18 protein-coding genes are annotated in these 20,698 nt (G+C 58.5%); 13 read left to right on the top strand and 5 right to left on the bottom strand.

Translation table 11 applies throughout. The features are described 5' to 3' along the window. The first annotated feature begins 49 nt into the window (after positions 1-49). The 7 genes from ppc to ACHZCJ_RS08735 all read left to right on the top strand — a co-directional run bounded on the left by ppc (position 50) and on the right by ACHZCJ_RS08735 (position 10,287). A complete protein-coding gene (ppc, locus tag ACHZCJ_RS08705) occupies positions 50-2,737 on the top strand; it encodes a phosphoenolpyruvate carboxylase (protein WP_321325678.1) in 2,688 nt (895 codons plus the stop codon). Between the two features lie 128 nt (positions 2,738-2,865). Continuing rightward, positions 2,866-5,004: a molybdopterin-dependent oxidoreductase gene (locus tag ACHZCJ_RS08710; RefSeq protein ID WP_321325680.1), complete on the top strand. Its 2,139-nt coding sequence runs from the start codon at positions 2,866-2,868 to the stop codon at positions 5,002-5,004. A gap of 17 nt (positions 5,005-5,021) precedes the next feature. Then, positions 5,022-6,317, top strand: a complete 1,296-nt coding sequence (locus tag ACHZCJ_RS08715) for an SRPBCC family protein (RefSeq protein ID WP_321325682.1) — start codon at positions 5,022-5,024, stop codon at positions 6,315-6,317. Positions 6,318-6,333: 16 nt separating this feature from the next. Then, positions 6,334-7,089 carry a glucose 1-dehydrogenase gene (locus ACHZCJ_RS08720; protein WP_321325684.1) on the top strand — a complete coding sequence of 252 codons (756 nt, stop codon included), beginning with the start codon at positions 6,334-6,336 and terminating at the stop codon, positions 7,087-7,089. 89 nt (positions 7,090-7,178) lie between these two features. Then, a complete protein-coding gene (obgE, locus tag ACHZCJ_RS08725; RefSeq protein ID WP_321325686.1) occupies positions 7,179-8,243 on the top strand; it encodes a GTPase ObgE in 1,065 nt (354 codons plus the stop codon). Next, positions 8,240-9,349: a glutamate 5-kinase gene (proB, locus tag ACHZCJ_RS08730; protein WP_236554080.1), complete on the top strand. Its 1,110-nt coding sequence runs from the start codon at positions 8,240-8,242 to the stop codon at positions 9,347-9,349. The genes obgE and proB overlap by 4 nt, the downstream gene beginning before the upstream one ends. Positions 9,350-9,354: 5 nt before the next feature. After that, positions 9,355-10,287 carry an NAD-dependent epimerase/dehydratase family protein gene (locus ACHZCJ_RS08735; protein ID WP_321325689.1) on the top strand — a complete coding sequence of 311 codons (933 nt, stop codon included), beginning with the start codon at positions 9,355-9,357 and terminating at the stop codon, positions 10,285-10,287. Between the two features lie 6 nt (positions 10,288-10,293). Here ACHZCJ_RS08735 and ACHZCJ_RS08740 read toward each other — a convergent pair whose 3' ends face one another. After that, positions 10,294-10,812 carry a Pycsar system effector family protein gene (locus ACHZCJ_RS08740; RefSeq protein ID WP_236554079.1) on the bottom strand — a complete coding sequence of 173 codons (519 nt, stop codon included), beginning with the start codon at positions 10,810-10,812 and terminating at the stop codon, positions 10,294-10,296. Between the two features lie 164 nt (positions 10,813-10,976). On the opposite strand from ACHZCJ_RS08740, the gene ACHZCJ_RS08745 reads away from it, so the two are divergent. The 3 genes from ACHZCJ_RS08745 to ACHZCJ_RS08755 all read left to right on the top strand — a co-directional run bounded on the left by ACHZCJ_RS08745 (position 10,977) and on the right by ACHZCJ_RS08755 (position 13,312). Then, positions 10,977-11,222, top strand: a complete 246-nt coding sequence (locus tag ACHZCJ_RS08745; protein WP_159647684.1) for an acyl carrier protein — start codon at positions 10,977-10,979, stop codon at positions 11,220-11,222. A gap of 91 nt (positions 11,223-11,313) precedes the next feature. Beyond that, positions 11,314-12,513, top strand: a complete 1,200-nt coding sequence (gene spt, locus ACHZCJ_RS08750) for a serine palmitoyltransferase (protein ID WP_159647683.1) — start codon at positions 11,314-11,316, stop codon at positions 12,511-12,513. A gap of 4 nt (positions 12,514-12,517) precedes the next feature. Then, positions 12,518-13,312, top strand: a complete 795-nt coding sequence (locus tag ACHZCJ_RS08755; RefSeq protein WP_159647682.1) for an enoyl-CoA hydratase/isomerase family protein — start codon at positions 12,518-12,520, stop codon at positions 13,310-13,312. A 99-nt stretch (positions 13,313-13,411) separates the two neighbouring features. Here ACHZCJ_RS08755 and ACHZCJ_RS08760 read toward each other — a convergent pair whose 3' ends face one another. From ACHZCJ_RS08760 to ACHZCJ_RS08770, 3 genes are read right to left on the bottom strand one after another with little or no spacing between them, the layout of a single operon-like run. After that, complete coding sequence (locus tag ACHZCJ_RS08760; RefSeq protein WP_321325694.1) at positions 13,412-14,329, bottom strand: hypothetical protein; 918 nt, start codon at positions 14,327-14,329, stop codon at positions 13,412-13,414. Between the two features lie 15 nt (positions 14,330-14,344). Then, positions 14,345-15,319: a diacylglycerol kinase family protein gene (locus ACHZCJ_RS08765; protein WP_159647680.1), complete on the bottom strand. Its 975-nt coding sequence runs from the start codon at positions 15,317-15,319 to the stop codon at positions 14,345-14,347. Positions 15,320-15,354: 35 nt separating this feature from the next. After that, positions 15,355-15,837: a DUF2141 domain-containing protein gene (locus tag ACHZCJ_RS08770; RefSeq protein ID WP_159647679.1), complete on the bottom strand. Its 483-nt coding sequence runs from the start codon at positions 15,835-15,837 to the stop codon at positions 15,355-15,357. A gap of 132 nt (positions 15,838-15,969) precedes the next feature. On the opposite strand from ACHZCJ_RS08770, the gene lptF reads away from it, so the two are divergent. Beyond that, on the top strand, positions 15,970-17,175 hold the full coding sequence (gene lptF, locus ACHZCJ_RS08775; protein WP_321327764.1) for an LPS export ABC transporter permease LptF: 1,206 nt from the start codon (positions 15,970-15,972) through the stop codon (positions 17,173-17,175). Between the two features lie 6 nt (positions 17,176-17,181). Further along, positions 17,182-18,270, top strand: coding sequence for an LPS export ABC transporter permease LptG (gene lptG / locus ACHZCJ_RS08780; RefSeq protein WP_321325696.1), 1,089 nt, complete (start codon positions 17,182-17,184; stop codon positions 18,268-18,270). 5 nt (positions 18,271-18,275) lie between these two features. Here lptG and ACHZCJ_RS08785 read toward each other — a convergent pair whose 3' ends face one another. Beyond that, positions 18,276-19,373 (bottom strand): fatty acid desaturase, encoded by a 1,098-nt coding sequence (locus ACHZCJ_RS08785; RefSeq protein ID WP_321325698.1) that lies wholly within the window; start codon positions 19,371-19,373, stop codon positions 18,276-18,278. A 143-nt stretch (positions 19,374-19,516) separates the two neighbouring features. Between ACHZCJ_RS08785 and ACHZCJ_RS08790 the strand changes: the two genes are divergently transcribed. After that, positions 19,517-20,680: an N-acetyltransferase gene (locus ACHZCJ_RS08790; protein WP_321325700.1), complete on the top strand. Its 1,164-nt coding sequence runs from the start codon at positions 19,517-19,519 to the stop codon at positions 20,678-20,680. Positions 20,681-20,698: the final 18 nt, after the last annotated feature.

Below are 20,698 nucleotides of genomic sequence, written 5' to 3' on the forward strand. Positions count from 1 at the left end.
CCACGCAGTATTTCTTGACCCTGCTGGCGGTGCAGTGCAGCATATCAATATGACAGAATCCCTGACCGTCCGCCAAAATCCAGACATCAAATATCTCGGCAAATTGCTGGGCGACGTCATTCGTTCCTATGGCGGGGAAGACCTTTACCGGCGCACCGAATATATTCGTTCGACCAGCGTCGATCGCCATCGCGGTCTCGCCGATGCGGATGCGATTGATCCCGGTCTTGATGCGCTGTCACTTGACGAGACGCTCGCCTTTGTCCGTGGTTTCATGCTGTTTTCCCTGCTCGCCAATCTGGCCGAGGACCGGCAGGGCGTCGCAGCGGAGAAAGGCGCCACGGTGGTCGAGGCGATCGAACTGCTCGCCAGCGAGGGGGTAGATCGGGACGCGATCCTGCAACTGCTCCAGGACGCATTAATCGCGCCGGTGCTCACCGCCCACCCGACCGAGGTGCGGCGCAAGAGCATCATCGACCATAAATCCCGTATTGCCGAACTGCTGCTGATGAAGGACGAGGGAGAGGAAGAAACCCCGCAAGGCGATATGCTCGACGCGGCGATCCTGCGCCAGATCGCCCTGCTCTGGCAAACCCGTCCGCTGCGCCGCGAGCGGCTGTTTGTCACCGATGAAGTGCAGATTTCGCAAAGCTATATGAAAGACGTGTTCCTGCCCGTCCTTCCCCGGCTCTATGCCAAATGGGAGCGAACATTGGGCGCGCGGCTGCCAAGTTTCCTGAAGCTCAACAGCTGGATCGGCGGCGACCGGGACGGCAATCCCTTTGTCGACGCAGGCGCGATGGAGGAAGCCTTGTCGCGGGCTGCCGAAACCGTCATCGGCTATTATCTGATGTGCGTGCACACATTGGGTGCAGAACTGTCGATCTCCACCGAACTGGCCGAAGTGCCCGAAGCGGTGCTGGAACTGGCCGAGGCCAGTGGTGATGACTCGCTCAGCCGCAAGGACGAGCCCTATCGCCGCGCCTTGTCCGGTATCTATGCCAAATTGTCAGCGACCCACCTCAAGCTGTGCGGACATGTGCCGGGGCGCGCGTCGACGATTACCGCCGAGGCCTATGACAATCCGCAGCAATTGCGCGAGGAACTGGTCATTCTGGCGCAAGGCCTGAAATCGGCCGGCAAGGGCGTCTTCGCGACATCCGGAGCGTTGGGCCGCCTGATCCGAACGGTCGAGCTGTTCGGCTTCCACCTCGCCACCCTCGATATGCGCCAGAACAGCAAGGTTCACGAACGCGTGGTCGCCGAATTGCTGAAACAGGCGGGTGTCGAAGATGACTATCTGGCGCTGGACGAAGCGGCGCGGGTCAAGCGGCTGCGCGCTGAACTGGCCAATAACCGTCCCCTTGCGAGCCCGTGGATAACCTACAGCGACGAGACCCGGAAGGAATTGTCAATCATCCGCGCGGCTGCCGAAGCGCACAGGAAATATGGCCCCGAGGTGATCAACAATTATAATATCAGCAACGGCGAGAGCGTTTCCGATATATTGGAAGTCTATGTCCTGTTGATGGAAACCGGCCTCTATCACGCACCCACCGAAGACAGTGATTCACCGTCCTGCCCGGTCATGGCGGTGCCGCTATTCGAAACCGTCGCCGATCTGGAAAATGCACCGCAGGTGATGAGCGATTTCTTCGCGCTTCCCGAAATGCACGCTCTGGCAAAGGGCCGCGGTCATCAGGAAGTGATGATCGGCTATTCGGACAGCAACAAGGATGGTGGGTATCTGACCTCGACCTGGAGCCTGTTCAAGGCGAGCGATGCTTTAACCCCGATTTTCGCCGATGCGGGCATAAAAATGCAGCTATTCCATGGGCGCGGCGGTGCCGTGGGCCGTGGTGGCGGATCCGCCTTCGGCGCGATCAAGGCCCAGCCCAAGGGCACTGTCGCCGGCCGTATTCGGATCACCGAGCAGGGCGAAGTGATCGCCGCCAAATATGGTACGACCGATGTCGCGGAAGCCAATCTTGAAGCGATGACCTCCGCCGTGCTGATCAACTCGCTCGAGCCCGACCGGACCGACGACAAGGTACAGGCCGATCATGCCGCGGCCATGGACGAAATCTCGCAAGTCGCGTTCACCGAATATCGCGATCTGGTCTATGGTGACGACAGCTTCCGGACTTTCTTCCGGCAGATGACGCCGCTGACGGAAATCGCCAAACTGAAGATCGGTTCGCGCCCGGCCAGTCGTACGAAGAGCGACAAGATCGAAGATCTGCGCGCCATTCCCTGGGTGTTCAGCTGGGCTCAGGCCCGGGTGATGCTGCCCGGCTGGTATGGTGTCGGACAGGCGCTTCAAGCCTTTGACGACAAGGCGAAACTGAAGGATATGGCGCAGAGCTGGCCCTTTTTTCAGGCATCGCTCTCCAATATGGAGATGGTGCTGGCCAAGTCCGACATGGGTATTGCCGCCCGCTATGCCGGCCTGGTCGAGGATCAGGACATGGGCCAGGCTTTCTTCGGCCGCATCCGGTCAAGCTGGTACCAGACGCGCGACATATTGCTGGAAATCACGGATCAGCCGCATCTGCTCGCAAAAAGTCCCGCGCTGTTCAACAGCATCGAGTTACGGCTGCCCTATATCGAACCGCTCAACCATCTGCAGATCGAACTGATGAAACGGCTGCGCGCCGGCGAGGATGATCCGCGTATCGGGGAGGGCATCCAGCTGTCTCTCAACGCCATCGCCACCGCATTGCGCAACAGCGGCTGACGGTCAGCCCGGTTTCCGGCCTGAACCCATCTGACTCTGCTGCGAAAAGGAAAGCATTTTTCCGAGCATTTTTGTCAGTCGCTTGTGCCCTTTTCCGCGCCTAGACTTCTCCGAAATAGGAGAGATTCATGGCTGTCGAGACCAAGCGTAGTTTTTGTCGTTTTTGTCACGCAAGTTGCGCAATGATTGTCGAGGTGGAGGACAATAAGGTCAAATCCGTCCGCGGCGACAAAGAAGACCATTTGTTCCACGGCTACACCTGCATCAAGGGTCGCCAGTTGCCTGATATGCACAATCTTCCGGACCGGATGATCACCAGCAAGATCCGCCAGCCCGATGGCAGCTTCAAAGACATATCGACCGCCGAAGCGCTGAAGCTCGCCGGTGAGCAAATGAAGAAAATGGTCGAGGAGCACGGACCACACAGCATCGCGATCTACTGCGGCACCAATGCTTTCCAGAACAGCGCCGTGCTCGGCACCTCTTATGCTTTTGCGCAGGGTATCGGATCGCGCAACTGGTATACCAGCGTCACGGTCGATCAGCCGGCCAAGGTTTTCACCACCGCTCGCTATGGCATGTGGATGGGTGGCGGCAACGCCTTCACTGAATCCGATGTCGCGATGTTTGTCGGCAATAATCCGATCGTCTCCCATTATTCCGGCGGCATGCCGACATCCTCTCCATCACGTGGCCTGCGCGATGCAAAGGCGCGCGGCATGAAAGTCATCGTCGCCGATCCGCGGGTCAGTGACATGGGCAAACTGGCGGACATTTATCTTCCGGTGAAACCGGGCGAAGACCCTGCCCTGCTCGCCGGCATGCTCAACGTGATTTTCGAAGAAAAGCTCTACGACCAGAATTTCGTCGCCGCCCATGTCGACGGCGTGGAAGAACTGGAAGAGGCGGTCAAACATATGACACCGGATATCGCCGCGAAGCGCGCCGGGGTCGAGAAGGATCAACTGGTCGCCGCCGCCCGGATGTTCGCCGGTGCCAACAAGGGCCGGGTCGTCACCGGCACCGGTCCGGAAATGGCCGGCAATGGCACGCTGACCGAATATCTCGTGGCTTCGCTCAACATTCTCTGCGCCCGCTTCAACCAGGAGGGCGAGCGGGTTTCCGCGCCGACGGTCTTCAATCCGCTGATGGGCGGACCGAGAAAGGCGCAGGTCGCGCCGAAGATGCCGACCTTTGGCGAGGGCTTCCCCAAATCACGGATCAGGGGCCTCGGTCATCTCGGCAAGGAGATGCCGTGCAATGTGCTGGCCGACGAAATCCTGACGCCAGGCGAAGGTCAGGTCAGGGCGCTGATCTCGATCGGCGGCAATCCCGAAATCGCCTTTCCCGACCAGCAGAAAGTCCGCCGCGCGCTCGACGAATGCGAACTTTTCATCCAGATTGACCCGTGGATGTCGGCCAGCGCCAAACGCGCCGACATGATCCTGGCACCGAGCATGTGTCTGGAACGCGAAGACATCAACAATGTGTCGGATGCCTTCACCGAAGAAGCCTATGGCCATTATACCGAGGCGATGGTGCCGCCGCCCGGCGACACGATGGACGAATATGAAATGCTCTGGTGGCTGGCCAAGCATATGGGCATCGAAATGAATTTCCCTGGCGGCCCGGTCTCGATGGAAACCTGCCCGGACAAGGCGACCGTCCTAGACCTGATTTCCGAAGGCTCTCTGCTCAAACCGAGCAAGGCCAGGGCCGATGCAGCGGCGCTGGAACGCAAGGGTGCGGCGATCACCTATGAAGACCTGCATCCCGTCGTTGGTCCGGCCGATCCGGACGCGCAGGAGAAATTCGATCTCGCTGCTGGTGCCATGCCCAGCGAACTGATCGATTATGCTGCCAATGATCCGGTCGAGAGCGGCTTCGATTTCCGCCTCATCTCCCGCCGGTCCAGACACCGCTATAACAGCAATGGCCACACCTTCCCGAAGCTGGTTGAAAAAATGCCAACCAACCCGGCCTTTTTCAATCCCGCCGATCTCGCCGCAGCCGGCATTGAAGACGGTGCGATCATCGAAATAAGCTCTCCCAATGCCTCGATATTCGGGCTCGCCAGGGCCGACGAAAAAATTCGGCCCGGCGTTATCTCAATGAGCCATGCGTTCGGCGATAGCGAGGCTGGCAAGGACGATGTGATGACCAAGGGCGGCTCGACCAACCGGTTGATCGTCGATGATGCTGATATCGATCCAATCACCGGACAGGCGATGCAAAGCGCAATTCCGGTCAAGATTGCCGCCGCCTAGGGGATGATGCCATGCCAATGAGCGAGAATTATATCGACCAGATGAAAGCGCTGATGGAGTGGGAGGCTTCCCGCACCGCGCCGCCGGAGGGATTTCCCCACCTTCCTGACCTGCCCGCTGGCCGCTATACGAGTCAGGAATATTATGATCTCGAGCAGCAATATCTGTGGAAGAAGAGCTGGCTGTTCGCGGCGCATATCGATGAAGTCCCCGAACCCGGCTGCTTCATGAAATGGGAACAGATTGGCGATCCGCTTGTCATCGTCCACGGCATGGATGGCGAGGTGCGGGCGTTCTACAACACCTGCCGCCATCGCGGTGCGCCGGTGGTGACCGAAGAAAAGGGCAAGACGCCGCGGCTGATGTGCGGTTATCACAACTGGACTTACAAGACCGACGGGTCTCTGGTCGGCGTGCCGGAAAAGCAGGACTTCGGCCCGGATTTCGACATGTCCTGCCGCAGCCTGATCCCGGTCCGGTGCGAGCGGCTGGGCAATCTGATCTTTGTCAATTTTGACGAAGAGGCCATGCCGCTGAAACAATGGCTGGGGCCGGTCTGGGATGAGTGGAAAGAATTCCGGTTTGACAAGATCAGGCTTGCCGCGCGCCACAGTTTCGACCTGAAGTGCAACTGGAAGGTGGCGATGGAGGCCAATATGGAGGTCTATCATGTGCCCTTCATCCATCCGGATACCGTCTCTCCTCTGGTCGACAGCAAGCGCAATGTGAATACGCTCTACCCCAACGGCCATGCCCGGATGCTCGCGCCTGCGCCCGCACAGACCGACCGTGAACATGTCCGCGCCATTGACAGCCCGCCTAACTGGCAGGAGATCGATGGCGTTGGCGAATTTGGCCGCACCTGCACGCAAAGCTACACGATGTTCCCCAACTGGGTGTCACCGCTGAGCAATTATTTCGTTCCGCCGCTGATCTTCTGGCCGACCTCTTTGAATACAACCCGGCTGGAACTGGTGACCATGGCAATGGATTGGGGTGATGGCCCGGCCCCGGATCTGTGGACCGTGCCCCATGACAGCAAACCCAATGGCCGCGACATGTCGCCGATCATTCTCGAGGACACGCAATTCGGTGAAATGATCCAGAAATCGATGGAGAGCGACGGCTTCAAGAGCGTGCCGCTAAGCTATCAGGAAGCGCGCATCTACAGCTTCCACCAGAATTGCGACAAGATGATCGGACTCAACCGCGTGCCGGATCATCTCGCAGTAGAACAGGTGATCGGCGAGGAATGGGTCTATCCCAATGATCCCCGAGTCGCACAGATGGAACAGATGGAAGCAGCAGAATGAAGACGGGAAAAACCTGATGGGACGCGTGCAGGACAAGATCATATTGCTAACCGGCGGAGCAATGGGACTGGGCAGGGCCGCGTCACAGCGTCTCATCGACGAGGGCGCGCGGGTGATCATCACCGATCACAATGCCGAAGCGGGCGCCGCAACCGCAGCGGAGCTTGGCGACAAGGCGGAGTTTCTGGAGCAGGATGTTACCAATCCGGATCGCTGGGGCGAAATCATCGCCCATGTCGAGGGGAAATATGGCCGGCTTGATGTTCTGGTCAACAATGCTGCGGTCACCGTTTTCGGTTCGATAGCAGACGTCAGCTACGAGGATTTCAAACGCTGTTACACCGTCGATGTCGACTCGATATTTCTCGGTTGCAAGACGGCCCTGCCGCTGATGAGCAAGACGGGCGGGTCGATCATCAACCTTTCCTCCGCCGCAGCTATCAACGCCAGCGCCGATCTGGTTGCCTATAACAGCGCCAAAGCCGCGATTCCGATGCTGACAAAGTCCATTGCCCTTTACTGCGCGCGCGAGAAAAACAGGGTACGGGTCAATGCGGTGCTGCCCGGCACGATCATGACCCCCAATGTCCGCAGCGTCATTGATGGAACGCCCAATCCAGCGGAAACCGAGGAATCCTTGCAGCTGGCCCAGCCGGTCGGTCACATGGGCGAACCCGACGATATCGCGCATCTGATCGTCTATCTTGCCTCCGAGGAAAGCAAATTCGCCACCGGAGCCGCCTTTGCGGTCGATGGCGGTCTGAGCATCTAGCTTGCCGGAGCGGCCAACGGACAGGGCCCGTGTCTTTATATTGCAGCAAAGCCTAGCCTTTCCCACACCAAATCCCTAAATGCTCCAACATGCATTTTCTCGATCAAGCCAAAATCTATGTCAGCTCCGGTCAGGGCGGGCCTGGCGCTGTCAGTTTCCGGCGTGAAAAATATATCCAATATGGTGGCCCCGATGGCGGCAACGGCGGCAAAGGCGGCGATATCGTGTTCGAAGCCGTCGAAGGCCTGAACACATTGATCGACTTTCGCTATGCCCAGCATTTCAGAGCCCCGCGCGGCAAGGGGGGCGCCGGCCGCAACCGGACCGGTGCGGGCGGCCATGATCTGGTCATCAAAGTGCCTGTCGGTACCCAGATCCTGTCCGAAGACAAGGAGCTGGTGCTGCTCGACTTCACCCGCGAAGGCCAGCGCGCCACCTTTCTGGAAGGCGGGATCGGCGGGCGCGGCAACGCCAGCTATAAAAGCTCTACCAATCGCGCCCCGCGCCAGCATCAGCCCGGCGAACCGGGCGAGGAAGCAGCCGTCTGGTTGCGACTGAAGCTGATCGCGGACGCGGGCCTTGTCGGCCTACCCAATGCCGGCAAATCGACGCTGATCAACAAGGTGACCAATGCCAGTGCCAAGGTCGGGGCCTATCCCTTTACAACCATCCACCCCCAGCTCGGTGTGGTCCGGCACAAGAGCCGCGAGTTCGTACTTGCCGACATCCCCGGCCTGATCGAAGGCGCAGCGGATGGCGCTGGCATTGGCGACCGCTTCCTCGGTCATATCGAACGGTGCAAAATATTGCTCCATCTGATCGATGCGACCGGAGACGATCCGGTGCAGGCCTGGAAGACGGTCACCAAGGAACTGGAAAAATATGGCGGTGGCCTCGCCGAGAAACCGCAAATACTTGCGCTCAACAAAGCCGATCTGCTGGACGACGAGCTGATGGCGGACATCGCCGACCAGTTGCGCGCAGCCGGTGCGGAACATGTTCTGCCGGTATCGGGCGCCACCGGCGAAGGGCTCGATGCTGCGCTGGACAAAATATTGGAAGCGGTCGGCGAGAATAGCTCCATCGAGCAAAAGGGCCTGGATTCAGACACCTCTGGCGAAGAGGATATTGTCAAGGACTGGTCACCGCTGTGAGCGTTGACAAGCCGGAGACGATAGTCGTCAAGGTCGGCTCTTCCCTGCTGGTCGGCGAGGACGGACAGCCAAGACGGACGTGGCTTCAAACGCTGGTCGCCGATATCGCCAAACGCCATCAGGCGGGTGACAATCTGATCATCGTGTCTTCCGGTTCGATCGCTCTGGGCGCGCGCAGGCTCGGCCTCGAACAAGGTGGCCGTTCCAGCCTTTCCGATGCACAGGCAGCGGCTTCTGTCGGCCAGATCGCACTCAGCAGCCTGTGGTCGGAGCTTCTGGCCGAACATCAGATCACCGCCGCCCAGATGCTGCTCACGCTGGACGATATGGAAGATCGCAAACGCTATCTCAACGCCACCGCGACGCTGGAAAAGCTGCTGGAGCATCGCGCCGTTGCGGTCATCAACGAGAATGACAGCGTCGCCACTGACGAAATCCGCTTCGGCGACAATGACCGGCTTGCCGCGCGGGTCGGCCAGGCCGCATCGGCTGATCGCGTGCTGCTGCTCTCCGACATAGACGGCCTTTACGACCGCCGCGAGGATAGCCAGGCTTACGGACAGTTTATTGGCGTGGTCGAAGCGGTTGATGAAACGATCATGGCGATGGCAGACGGCAGTTCTTCATCCGGCCTGGGTTCGGGCGGGATGATATCGAAGCTGGAAGCGGCCAAGCTCGCCAATCTAGCCGGAATCGAGCTGTCGATCATTTCCGGACGCCACGACCATCCGCTGGAACGCTATGCCCTGACCAACGTCGGGACCCTGTTCAGGGCCGGCGATGGCGCCAATGCCCGCAAGGCATGGCTGGGCGGACGACTGACCTCGGCCGGATCGATTACCATTGATGCCGGTGCGATCGCAGCCCTGCGGTCGGGAAACAGTCTGTTGGCGGCCGGAATTATCACGATTGACGGCCAGTTCGAACGCAGTGACGTGGTCGATATCCGCGATGAAGACGGTCTGACGATCGCTCGCGGTCTGGCCGAATATAACGCGCTCGACTGTGCCAAGATCATCGGTCGCCGCAGTTCGGAACTGGAGGCTCTCCTCGGCTATGCGCCGCGAAGCGCGGTGGTTCACCGCAACCAGATGGTGCTGGTCTAGCCGCGATGGCCGACGTTGCTCAAAAGACAGTCGCGATCACCGGCGCGACCGGCTTTGTGGGCAGCCGGATGCTCGACCTGATCGTCCGGAACGGATATCGCGCCCGCGCACTAACCCGCCGCAAGCAGGATGAACGCCCCGGCGTCACCTGGGTACGCGGCGCGCTGGACGATCCGGAAAGCCTCGCTAGCTTGTGCAGCGGCGCGGATATGTTTCTGCACATAGCCGGCGTGGTCAACGCTCCGGACAGAACCGGCTTTGAGGCCGGCAATGTAGCAGGCACGCTAGCCGTCATCGAGGCCGCCAAACAGGCTGGAACGCGGCGTTTCGTGCATGTCTCCTCGCTGGCTGCCACCCAGCCCCGGCTGTCGATGTACGGCGAGACCAAGGCGAAGGCGGAAAAACTGGTCCAGACCAGCGGCCTCGACTGGACGATCATCCGCCCTCCCGCCGTCTATGGCCCCGGCGACGGCGAGTTTCTTGATCTGTTCAAAATGGCGCGACTGGGTTTCCTGACCCTGCCGCCCGATGCCGACGGCCGTTTGTCGGTGATCCATGTCGAAGATCTCTGTCACGCCCTGCTGGCCTTGCTACCCGAGAAGGAAGATTTTACCGCGCGGATATTCGAGGTCGATGACGGCAAGCCGGGCGGCTGGACGCAGGCCGGCTTTGCCAAGGCCATCGGTCGGGCAATGGACAAGCGTGTTGCAACGGTCGGGACCCCCAAATTCTTGCTCCGCCTGGCTGCCGGGGCCGACCGTCTGCTGCGCGGCGACGGGGCCAAGCTTACCGAGGACCGGGTGAATTATTTTTGCCACGATGACTGGACGATAGACCCGCAGAGGCGAATCCCGGGACCATATTGGCAAGCGCGGATCGAGACGCACCAGGGTCTCGAGGATACCGCAAAATGGTATCGTCAGAACGACTGGCTGTAACCCGGTTCAGACAAGCGGTCCGGCGAACTGCTCGTAAATATAGGCGATGAAGGTCAGCGTCAGCCCCGCCAGAAACACCCGATAGGCCCATCCCAGAAAGCGATATTTTTTCCGCTCGAGAATCTGGCCCATCTGGTAAATATCACGCAACATCGCCCGATAGGTCGATTCCTGGGTGCGCAGTTGTGTTTCCAGCAAATGTTCGACGAACTCCTCTTCGGAAATTTTGGAAAAGCCGCCAAAAAACAGCATATTGGGGGAGTTGTTTTTCTCGAGCTTGAACGAGGGCATCACCGCCAGCGCCGCCAGACCAGCGGATATGAAGGCTGAAATCGCCAGAATGAGGAGCGGCAGGGATATATTGCCAGCGTGGCTCTGGCCAATGGCGAGCGTGAAAACAACAAATGTCGCGCCAATCAGCATATTGGCCTTGTTGTCCGCCATGACACTCAATTGCACATGATGGCGCTGGGTGGTTCCCAGCGCATAGACAACTTCATCCGGCCATCTGCTGCCTTCGTCCATAATCATACTCCCAAACCTGTAGACCTCGATAAGGCAGAAGAGTGGCAGAAAGCGCATGTCCGGGCAAGACAAGGCGCGCATTGTGCCGCTTTTGCGCCTTATTCGCTTGCCAATGGTGCGCATGTCTTGGCAAAGGTCGGGAATAGCAATTTTGAAAGCATATTATGGCAAATCGCGAAGAAATCATGGCCAAGGTCAGCGAACTGATCGGGCCGTTTAACAACAAGGGCGTCGAACTGGCCCCCGGCACCACGTTTCAGGGTGATCTCGAATGGGACAGCCTGACGGTCATGGACTTTGTTGCCGCGGTCGAAGACGAATTTGACATCATCATCACGATGAACATGCAGGCCGAGATCGAGACCGTCGGCCAGCTCGCCGATGCCGTCGCAAAGTTGATGGAAAACTAGAACCGGACACCCGTTCGCCCTGGGCTAGATCAAGGGTCGCACGAGCGGGTGATTCGTACTTCGACAGGCTCAGGACTAACGGAAGTAAAGCATGACCGATCTACTCAGTAAATTTGACCCACTCATCCAGGAGCGCGAGAATCTCCTCGCGACGGGCGTCAAGGATCCGTTTTCGCTGGTGATGGAAGAGGTGCTCTCACCCACCGTCGCCATCTGTAACGGCAAGGAAACGATTCTCCTCGGCACCTATAATTATATGGGTATGACCTTTGACGATGACGTTCGTCAGGCCGGCCTGAAAGCGCTGGAAGAATTTGGCTCCGGCACCACCGGCAGCCGCGTGCTCAACGGCACCTACAGCCTGCATCGCGATTGCGAGGAAGCGCTCAAGGAATTTTACGACATGGACCATGCTATGGTCTTTTCCACCGGCTATCAGGCCAATCTGGGGATCATCTCGACGCTGGCGGGCAAAGGGGATTATGTGATCCTCGACATCGACAGTCATGCGTCGATCTATGATGGTTGCGCGATGGGCAATGCCGAGATTGTCGCTTTCCGCCACAATGATGTCGAAGCGCTGGAAAAGCGGCTGAAACGCCTGCCCGCCGAGGCTGGCAAGCTGGTTGTACTTGAAGGCGTCTATTCGATGCTCGGCGATGTGGCGCCGCTCAAGGAAATGGTTCGTATCTGCAAGGAAAACGGCGCCATGGTGCTGGTCGACGAAGCCCATTCGATGGGTTTCATCGGCGAAAACGGTCGCGGTGTCTGCGAAGAGCAGGGCGTGATTGACGATGTCGACTTCATCATCGGCACCTTCAGCAAAAGCGTCGGGACGGTCGGCGGCTTCTGCGTCTCCAACCATCCGAAAGCCGAAATATTGCGCTTGGTTTGCCGCCCCTACGTATTCACTGCCAGCCTGCCGCCCAGCGTCATGGCCACGGCAAGCACCTCGATCCGCAAGCTGATGCACAGTGGCAACAAGCGCGCGCATCTCTGGGAGAACAGCAAGAAGCTCCACCAGGGCCTGCGCGACCTCGGATTCACTCTCGGCACGCCGGAAGCGCAAAGCGCGATCATCGCGGTGATCATGCCGGATCTCGAAAAGGGCGCGATGATGTGGCAGGCGCTGCTGGCCGAAGGACTCTATGTCAATCTCGCCAGACCACCGGCGACACCGGCCAATATGACCCTGCTGCGCTGCTCGCTCTGCGCGGAACATACGAGCGAACAGGTCGACCAGATCCTGGGCATGTTTGAAGCAGCCGGGAAAGCAGTAGGGGCGATCTAGCGCTATGAGCAGTTCCATCCTCATCGAACAGCGCGGCGCAATCGAAATTCTGACCCTGAACCGCCCGGACAAGCTGAACACCATGAACGAGGAGATGATCTTCGCGCTGCAGGATTATTTCCGCGGGCTGCAGAAGCGCCACGACGTGCGCGTTGTGCTTTTCCGCGCCGAAGGCCGCGCCTTTTGCGCCGGCCTTGATATCGGCGGCTGGAAGAATGACGGGTCAGCCGGGCAAGTCCAGCATGTCTGGCGTACCCAGCGGTCCATCGCCACGGTGATGCAACTGATGCGGCAATGTCCGCAGCCGATTATCGCGCTGGCCCGGGGCGCAGCCTGTGGCGGCGGATTCTCGCTATTGCTCGCCAGCGACGTTCGCTTTGGCGCACCGTCGCTGAAAATGAATGCCGCCTATATCAAGATTGGCCTCGGCGGCTGCGACATGGGCTCCAGCTATTTCCTGCCGCGCATGGTTGGCGCTTCGATTGCATCGGAACTGATCCTGACCGGCCGTTTCATCCATGCCGAACGGGCGGAAAAATATGGCCTGATCAGCGAAGTCGTCGACGATGACAAGCTGCTCTCGACCGGCCTGTCTCTGGCCGAGGAGATGCTCGACACCGCGCCGATGGGCCTGCGCCTGTCGAAGGATGCCCTGAACCGCAATATCGATGCGCAGAGCTTCGAGGCAGCGCTCGCCATCGAAGACCGGCAACAGGTGATGCTCTCGATGACCGAAGACAGCCGCGAGGCGGCCAAGGCCTTTTTTGCGAAAAGAAAGCCGGATTACAAGGACCGCTAGCATCCCGTCATTCTGAACTTGTTTCAGGATCTCGTCACTCTTGCTCCCATATTCCGGTTCGGATTCCCGGGGTCCTGAAACAAGTTCAGAATGACGGGATCATTTGATCGCCCCGCCGGCGATCAATCGCGGCAGCATTACCAGCGCACCCAATATCGGCCATTTGCGTTGCCAGGGCTTGATCACATAATCGGTCCCGGCGTGCCGGTTGATTTTCCACGCCAGATAATCAATCCCGCCGGCATAGGTGGCGGAGGCCTTGGCCAGCCTGGCGAGCGTCAGCAATTTTCCGTTGCGCCGCAACTGCCGCCATCTTTTTTCCACCGCATCGCGGGACGCGACAATTTTAAGCTTTTTGCCCTCCACCTCATCCCGCGCGGCAATCGCCGCAAGCACGGCCGGTCCGAATCGCGCATAACGTTCCGGATCGGAATCAACTACGGAGCCGGAGCGGTCCTTCCGCTCAGCGCGCAGTTCGGCGCCGTAGGTCAGCTCAAATCCCCGCTTCCAGAGGTCGACAATATTATATTTGGTGTCGATGTTCATCATCGGGAAGGTCATGTCGAACAGGGTGATGGAAGCGCCTTCGATCGCCTCGACCGCTCGCACCTGCGCCGCTTCGTCCGCCTGCCAGACCAATCGGGACGGTTGCGCGAACCGCGCCCAGACGCTGACCGCGCTGGCGCCGATCCGGTTCAATTTGTGAAAATCTGATTCGCTGAGCACCGCCACCTTGGCAACCAGTCCGTCATGTTCCGCCGGAAAGACATTGGGTGGCAAGCGCCTGTTCGCCCTCACGAGCCAGCTTTTGCCATAAGCCGCCTCATAATCCGACACGATCAGATAAAAATCGAGCATCTGCCCGTCGAGCTCGGTGGAGCGCAGGCAAGAGCCGTAGAACAGCACCGCGCGCGACGCCTCGCCATATTGCGCGGCAATGGCAGCGGCAAAGGCGGTCACCCTCCCGTCGACGGGCTGGGCCAGTTCCTGTGCAATCAATGTCTTGAGTTCGCTCACGCGAAACGCCTTAGCTCAGGCGGCGAGCCGAAGAAAGGATACTGGTTTGGTGGATTTCAGCACGATCGGTTGTCCCGGCTGGGCGGAGAAAAGTTCGCCGTCCATCAGCACATTGCTGCCATCGCCTTCGATACGGATCATGTCTCCCCGTTCCAGATGGATGCCTTTCTGCACTTTTCGTCCCAGCCGCCCGAAAATCACCGACAACAGAAAGCGCATGATGGCACCGGCCTGATGATCAATGGCCAGAAACTGCATCCGGCCAATCGCATTCTTGTTCCGCATGGATCGCTTCATCAGCAACAGCTTCTCCAGCGTGGTGACGATCAGCACCGCAAAATTGCCCTGGAACTGACCATCCCGAATCAGCGATATCTTGATCGGCGTCGACCGCTTCGGCAAAAACTTGCCCTTTATTCCAAACAAAACGGAGGCCAGTGCGGCGAAAACCGTCAGCACATGCGCGGCCGCGTTAGGCAGGCCCAACGGGTATATCTTGTGCCGGCAATAGAGAATGAACTCGGACAGGCCGGCCCCGCCCAGAAACATGCCCAGCACCACCTTGCTATCCTTGCTGCCATCCGACAGCGCGATCAGTTCCCGGTCGACGAGATGTTCGTGCAGATCATGTTTGGCCAGTTCGACAATCCGTTCCAGCGCCTTCAGCGGATTGCCCTCTGCGCCCAGATCAAGCGCTATCAGATTCGTCTTCCCGTTCGGCAGAACGGCCACAGGTGGCGGATTGTCGCCGAAATGGCCACCCTGGTGCAATTCGGTCAGCGCCGCCTGCACCGTGCCGTCACCGCCGTTGATGACCAGCACTTTCGGCTTCACCCGGGCGATGGTTTGCAGCGCCTTGGCGATTTCGTCGACATGATCCACCTCATAATGGAAAACATCGCTATTCTTGACGCAATAAGAGCGCACCTCCGGTAAAATCGACCGGTTTCCGGTGGAGTTCGGATTGGAAAGAAGAGCGACATTTGCCATGAATTAGCCCCAAATTGTCCTGCGTACTGGATGCATCACATATATTTCATAGTGATGCGGATGGATTTAACCTCATTGCCAAGGGCAAATTTGGTTTTCTTGTAGCTTGGTTTCCCAAGATTGAAGATGTTGATGCTCGGATTGTTCGACATGCCGCCACCGTCTCTGGACAGGTCGGTCTTGCCATTGCCGTTCATATCATGACGAACAGCGATCGCATATTCGCCGGAACGGCTGAACGGCAGACAAAAGGTCATATTTGTCGCGCTGGCCGGAACCTCGATGCGAGACAGCCATGCGCCTTTTTTCAGCCATTCCTCCTCGGTGCCACGGTAGCTCTGGACGCGAACCTTGCCTGTCGCTTCCTTCAATCCTTCAATCTCCACCCGGACAGCGGGCCCTTTGCCCGTCTGACACTGGCGCATATCATTGGGTATGACCCGGCCTCCGGCGATTGCAGGGGCGGAAGATAGCAAAATAGCGGTCGAGAATGCGATAGATGCCGCAAATTTCAACATGACGTAGTAACTCCTAGTCGTTATACCCGCGCCATTACTCCGGCGCGGACGAGAATCAGCCCCCCGATCTACCGATTGCTATGGAATTGATTTGCGGCGAAAACATGGTGAGAGGGAGACAACAAGTTGAAACTGCTGACTTCCACTGATCGCTATCTGGCCAGATTGATCGCGGTTCCGCTGTTCAGCACATTGGTGATCGCCGCCATGCTGCTGGTACTGGAAAAAATGCTGCGGCTTTTCGATTTTGTCGCTGCAGAAGGCGGGCCGGTCAGCGTGGTCTGGCGCATGCTGGCCAATCTTATTCCCGAATATCTGTCGCTGGGCATACCGATCGGGCTGCTGCTCGGAATCCTGCTGGCTTTCCGGCAACTGGCGCTCAGTTCGGAACTCGATGTTTTCCGCGCTGTCGGTCAGGGCTATGGGCGGCTGCTCCGCGTCCCCTATCTGTTCACAATCGCGCTGATGCTGGTCAATCTGGCTCTGGTCGGATTCATTCAGCCGCTATCCCGTTATTATTATGAGGAACTGCGCTTTGAATTGCGTTCGGGCGCGCTGGGCGCATCGATCAAGGTCGGCGAATTTACCAATCTGGGCAACCGGATGACCCTGCGCATCGAGGAAAGCCGCGACAACGGCACCAAATTGAGCGGCATGTTCGTGCGCGCTGAGAGCAAACAGGGCCAGACCGTTTCGGTCACAGCGAAAAGCGGTCAGTTTCTGGCAACAGACGATCCCGACACGATCATATTGCGACTGACCGATGGCGTATTGGTCCACGACGCACCGAACTATGAAAAACCGCGCATCTTGAGCTTCAGCAACCATGATCTGCCAATCGACCTGCCCGATATCGAAAGCTTCCGGTCACGCGGCGGCAAGGATCTGGAATATACGATACCCGAACTGGTCCGGGTCGGGCAGGATGAGAACCGTCCGGTCGCCGAACGCAACGAAAGCCGCGCCAATTTCCATTTTCGCATGGTCGAGGTGGTGATGATGATGCTCTTGCCGCTCTTGGCAGTGGCGCTGGCGGTACCCCCGAAACGCTCCAGCTCGGCGCTTGGTGTATTCCTGTCGATCATCATGATTGTGACCTATCACAAGGTCAATGAATATGGCGAAGATATAGGCGCTCTTGGCCTGATCGATCCGATTATCGCGCTATGGCTGCCCTTCTGCCTGTTCGCCGCGCTGATCATATGGATGTATCATGTCGCAGCCCATGTGCCGGGCGGCCAGCCGATCGGTGCTCTGGAAAAGGCCTTTTCCAAATTCGGTGGGGTTTTCAAGGGGCTGCTCAATTTCAATCGCAAACGCGCGTTGATGAAGGAATAGCCGGACATGGACTTTTTCCCATCCCGTACACTCGCCATCTATATGGCAAAAATGTTCATCATCCGGACGCTGGCAGTGCTGGCGCTGCTGGTGCTGGTGCTGCAGGCGCTCGACCTGCTCGGCGAAAGCGGCAAGATCATGGCCTATGAAGGCAATGGCGAAGCCGAACTGTGGACATATGTATCCTTGCGGGCGCCCCAGCTTATCGCTCGTTTTCTGCCCTTTTCCGTGCTGCTGGGAACGATTATCACGCTGGCCACGCTGAACCAGAACAGCGAAGTCATCTCGATGAAGGCCGGCGGCCTGTCCGCTCACCAGATTCTGGCCCCTTTGATCGTTACCAGCATGGGCGTCGCGCTATTGTCCTTCGTTTTCAACGAAACGATTGTCGCGCCTGCTACCGCCCGGTTGTCACAATGGGAGAAAGTGGAATTCGGACCGATTCCGGCGGAGAGCAACGTCCGCACCAATGTCTGGGTGAAAGATGGTAATAATCTGATCAACGCGCGGACCGTGACCGGTCGTGGCAATGACGTTCTGTTGCAGGACATCACCATCTATAATCGCACCGAGAATGGACTGAAAAGTCTGATGCAGGGCGAGGAAGCGCGGTTCACGGGCGACGGCTGGCGAGTGACCGGCGTCACCCAGTTCGATGTCGGTACCGGAACCGAGCAAAAGAAGGCCGAGGTTCTGACCGGCGATTCGATCCGGCCGGACCAGTTCACCCTGACCAATGTGAATGCCGACAGCCTGTCGATTGTTGCGCTGCACACGGCAATCGGCGAGCTGGAACGCGCGGGACGTCCGACCATGGGCCTGAAAGCAGGCTGGTGGCACAAGATATCCGGTCCGATGTCATCGATTCTGATGCCGTTGCTGGGCGCGGTCGCCGCGTTCGGACTGGCGCGGTCAGGGCAGTTGTTTCTGCGCGCCGTGATTGGCATGGCTCTCGGATTCGCCTATTTCGTGGCCGACAATTTCGCGCTCGCCATGGGCAATATCGGCGCCTACCCGACCTTGCTGGCGGCCTGGGCACCGTTCATGCTGTTTTTCCTGATCGGCGAAACCGTGCTGATCCGGACCGAGGAATAGACGCTTCAGTTTCTCCCGGCGCTGCCCCGCACGAGTCCGGTAATCAGAGTCCACAGACTGTCATGATCCGCCCGGTAGAATTTGGATTCGCTCGGCAATTCTGCCGCCAGACGCCGGTGCGCTTCGCCCAGGCTGTGATAGGGCACGCCCGGCAACAGATGGTGCAGCGCATGATAACGCAGGCCTACCGGCGCCCATAAGGCGGGCAAGGTTGCGGGCGGCGGAACGTTGACGCTGTCCAGATATTGCGCCGTCACGGTCATTTCCTGGCCGTCATTTTCCCAGAGGTGGGCGACCAGGGTGCGGATCTGGTTCAACACGACACTGCCCGACATCACCGCCAGAAAGATCAAGAACGCGCGCAGCGGGATCACATCGGTGGCAACCAGGGCCAGCAAGGCGATAGCCCAGATACTGGCGCCGATCTCGCACGCCAGCCAGCGGCGTTTCAGCTCGCCCTCGGGCGGCTTGCGGCGGAATTCCGGATTGATGATGAGGCCCGAATAGCGCTCGACAACAAGCTTGCGCAGCGGCGGAATGACTGCCGACAGCGGGCTCAGAACCGCATAGCGGAACAGCAGCGCTACCGGTGCCAGTGCAGCGACGACCACAAACAGCGGCACCGACCAGGGTTTCATTAGCGCCAGCGGCAGATATTCCGGATCTTCCACCGTGCCATATTTCCTGGTCCGGTGATGGATACTGTGAATGCCTTCATACATGAAAGACGGGATCAGCATCGGCACACCGAACAGGGCGTTCCAGGCAAAATGGAAACCGGGCAGAGCATTGCGGCGGATATGGGTCAGTTCGTGGATGAAACTGCCGGCCCGGTATAACGCCAGCACGGCGATCAGGCCAAATGCGACAGCGACGGCGGTCGACGGACTGAAAATGGCGCCGGCCAGCGATCCATAGCCTACGGCCGTCGATGCCAGAAAATCAGCCCAGTAGATCAAAGGCTTTGGCGCATTCAAATCGCGCGTGACCTTGGCTGCCGTGCGGATCAGCTCGACATCCTCGGGAACGGGAACAGCCGCATTGGCGCGGCGCGATGCTGTCGCTGCCGCCGGATTTTTCGGAGAGATAGTCGTCGAACTCATAAACACCTGCATTATCGTTGGATGGCCTAGAGCAACATATCGTGGCGACATCATGGCAAGGACAAGACCGCAATGGCGCAGCTGCCCTTGACATTGCGCCTCAATTAACGCCACAGCCAGCCGCATATTTAGAAGGATAAAAAATGGTAGCCACTCAGGATATAGCCGTAGAACCTGTCACTACCAAGGCCCAGACCAAAGAGTTTATCGATATCGCCTATCGGCTCAACGCCGGTGATCCGCACTGGGTTCCTCCTCTCAGGTCCGAAGTTGCAAAGCTGATTACACCTGGCAAGAACCCATTTTTCGAACATGCCCGGGTGCAATTGTTTCTCGCTCTCCGGCACGGCAAGGTGGTTGGCCGGATCAGCGCGCATATCGACGAGCTGGCGCTGAAACAGCCGGCCGACCAGGGAATGGGCCCCGGCACCGGCAACTGGGGCCTGATGGAAGCCAGCGACGAAGCGGTGATGCACGCCTTGATCCATCGTGCCGAAGCATGGCTGAAGGAGCAGGGCATGACCCGCATACTGGCCCCGATCAGCATGTCGGTCTGGGAAGAACCCGGTCTTCTGACCAAAGGCCATGACCATAGTCCAATGATCATGATGGGCCACCATAATGCGGAATATCAGCGCTGGATCGAGCAACTTGATTATACGGTCGCCAAGCGGCTGGTGACCTATCATTTACCGGTGGAAGACGGCTTTCCTGAACTGATCAAACGGATCGTGGCTTCGGGCGAGCGCAACAAGAAGCTCACGATACGCAAGGTTGACAAGAAATATTTCGACCGCGACGCGGCGATCATCATGAATCTCCTGAACGACGCCTGGTCGGGCAATTGGGGATTTGTCCCGATGACTGACCACGAGATCGAACATGCCGGCAAGAGCCTGAAACCCATTGTGTATGAAGATCTGATCCGGATTGCAGAACTGGAAGGTGAACCGGTGGCCTTCATGATGACGTTGCCCGACATGAACGAGGTGCTCAAGACCATGAAGGGATCGCTCTGGCCGTTTGGCTGGGCGAAGCTGCTCTGGTGGTTGAAATTTCCCAAGTCCAGTTCAATGCGGGTCCCGCTCATGGGGGTCAAAAAGGAACTGCAGAACAGCCGACTGGCCAGCCAGATGGCTTTCATGCTGATCGAATATATCCGGCGCGACGCAAAGCGGAATTTCGGTACGAAACGCGCGGAAATCGGCTGGATACTGGAAGACAATCAGGGAATGCTGGCGATCGCCGAAGCGATTGAGGCAAGCATCAATCGCGAATATCTGATTTACGAGAAGCCCATCAGCTAGGAAAAAGGGCGCAGGCCG

It is taken from the genome of uncultured Parasphingorhabdus sp., from assembly GCF_963677535.2.
In the GTDB taxonomy this organism is placed as follows: domain Bacteria; phylum Pseudomonadota; class Alphaproteobacteria; order Sphingomonadales; family Sphingomonadaceae; genus Parasphingorhabdus.

Excerpts from the sequence above, each read along its gene's own strand:
- ACHZCJ_RS08770 (WP_159647679.1), bottom strand. The coding sequence starts at position 15,837 with ATGTTGAAATTTGCGGCATCTATCGCATTCTCGACCGCTATTTTGCTA.
- ACHZCJ_RS08710 (WP_321325680.1), top strand. The coding sequence starts at position 2,866 with ATGGCTGTCGAGACCAAGCGTAGTTTTTGTCGTTTTTGTCACGCAAGT.
- obgE (WP_321325686.1), top strand. The coding sequence starts at position 7,179 with ATGCATTTTCTCGATCAAGCCAAAATCTATGTCAGCTCCGGTCAGGGC.
- ACHZCJ_RS08720 (WP_321325684.1), top strand. The coding sequence starts at position 6,334 with ATGGGACGCGTGCAGGACAAGATCATATTGCTAACCGGCGGAGCAATG.
- ACHZCJ_RS08755 (WP_159647682.1), top strand. The coding sequence starts at position 12,518 with ATGAGCAGTTCCATCCTCATCGAACAGCGCGGCGCAATCGAAATTCTG.
- ACHZCJ_RS08785 (WP_321325698.1), bottom strand. The coding sequence starts at position 19,373 with ATGAGTTCGACGACTATCTCTCCGAAAAATCCGGCGGCAGCGACAGCA.
- ACHZCJ_RS08745 (WP_159647684.1), top strand. The coding sequence starts at position 10,977 with ATGGCAAATCGCGAAGAAATCATGGCCAAGGTCAGCGAACTGATCGGG.
- lptG (WP_321325696.1), top strand. The coding sequence starts at position 17,182 with ATGGACTTTTTCCCATCCCGTACACTCGCCATCTATATGGCAAAAATG.
- spt (WP_159647683.1), top strand. The coding sequence starts at position 11,314 with ATGACCGATCTACTCAGTAAATTTGACCCACTCATCCAGGAGCGCGAG.
- ACHZCJ_RS08715 (WP_321325682.1), top strand. The coding sequence starts at position 5,022 with ATGAGCGAGAATTATATCGACCAGATGAAAGCGCTGATGGAGTGGGAG.
- ACHZCJ_RS08790 (WP_321325700.1), top strand. The coding sequence starts at position 19,517 with ATGGTAGCCACTCAGGATATAGCCGTAGAACCTGTCACTACCAAGGCC.
- ppc (WP_321325678.1), top strand. The coding sequence starts at position 50 with ATGACAGAATCCCTGACCGTCCGCCAAAATCCAGACATCAAATATCTC.
- ACHZCJ_RS08740 (WP_236554079.1), bottom strand. The coding sequence starts at position 10,812 with ATGGACGAAGGCAGCAGATGGCCGGATGAAGTTGTCTATGCGCTGGGA.
- ACHZCJ_RS08735 (WP_321325689.1), top strand. The coding sequence starts at position 9,355 with ATGGCCGACGTTGCTCAAAAGACAGTCGCGATCACCGGCGCGACCGGC.
- ACHZCJ_RS08765 (WP_159647680.1), bottom strand. The coding sequence starts at position 15,319 with ATGGCAAATGTCGCTCTTCTTTCCAATCCGAACTCCACCGGAAACCGG.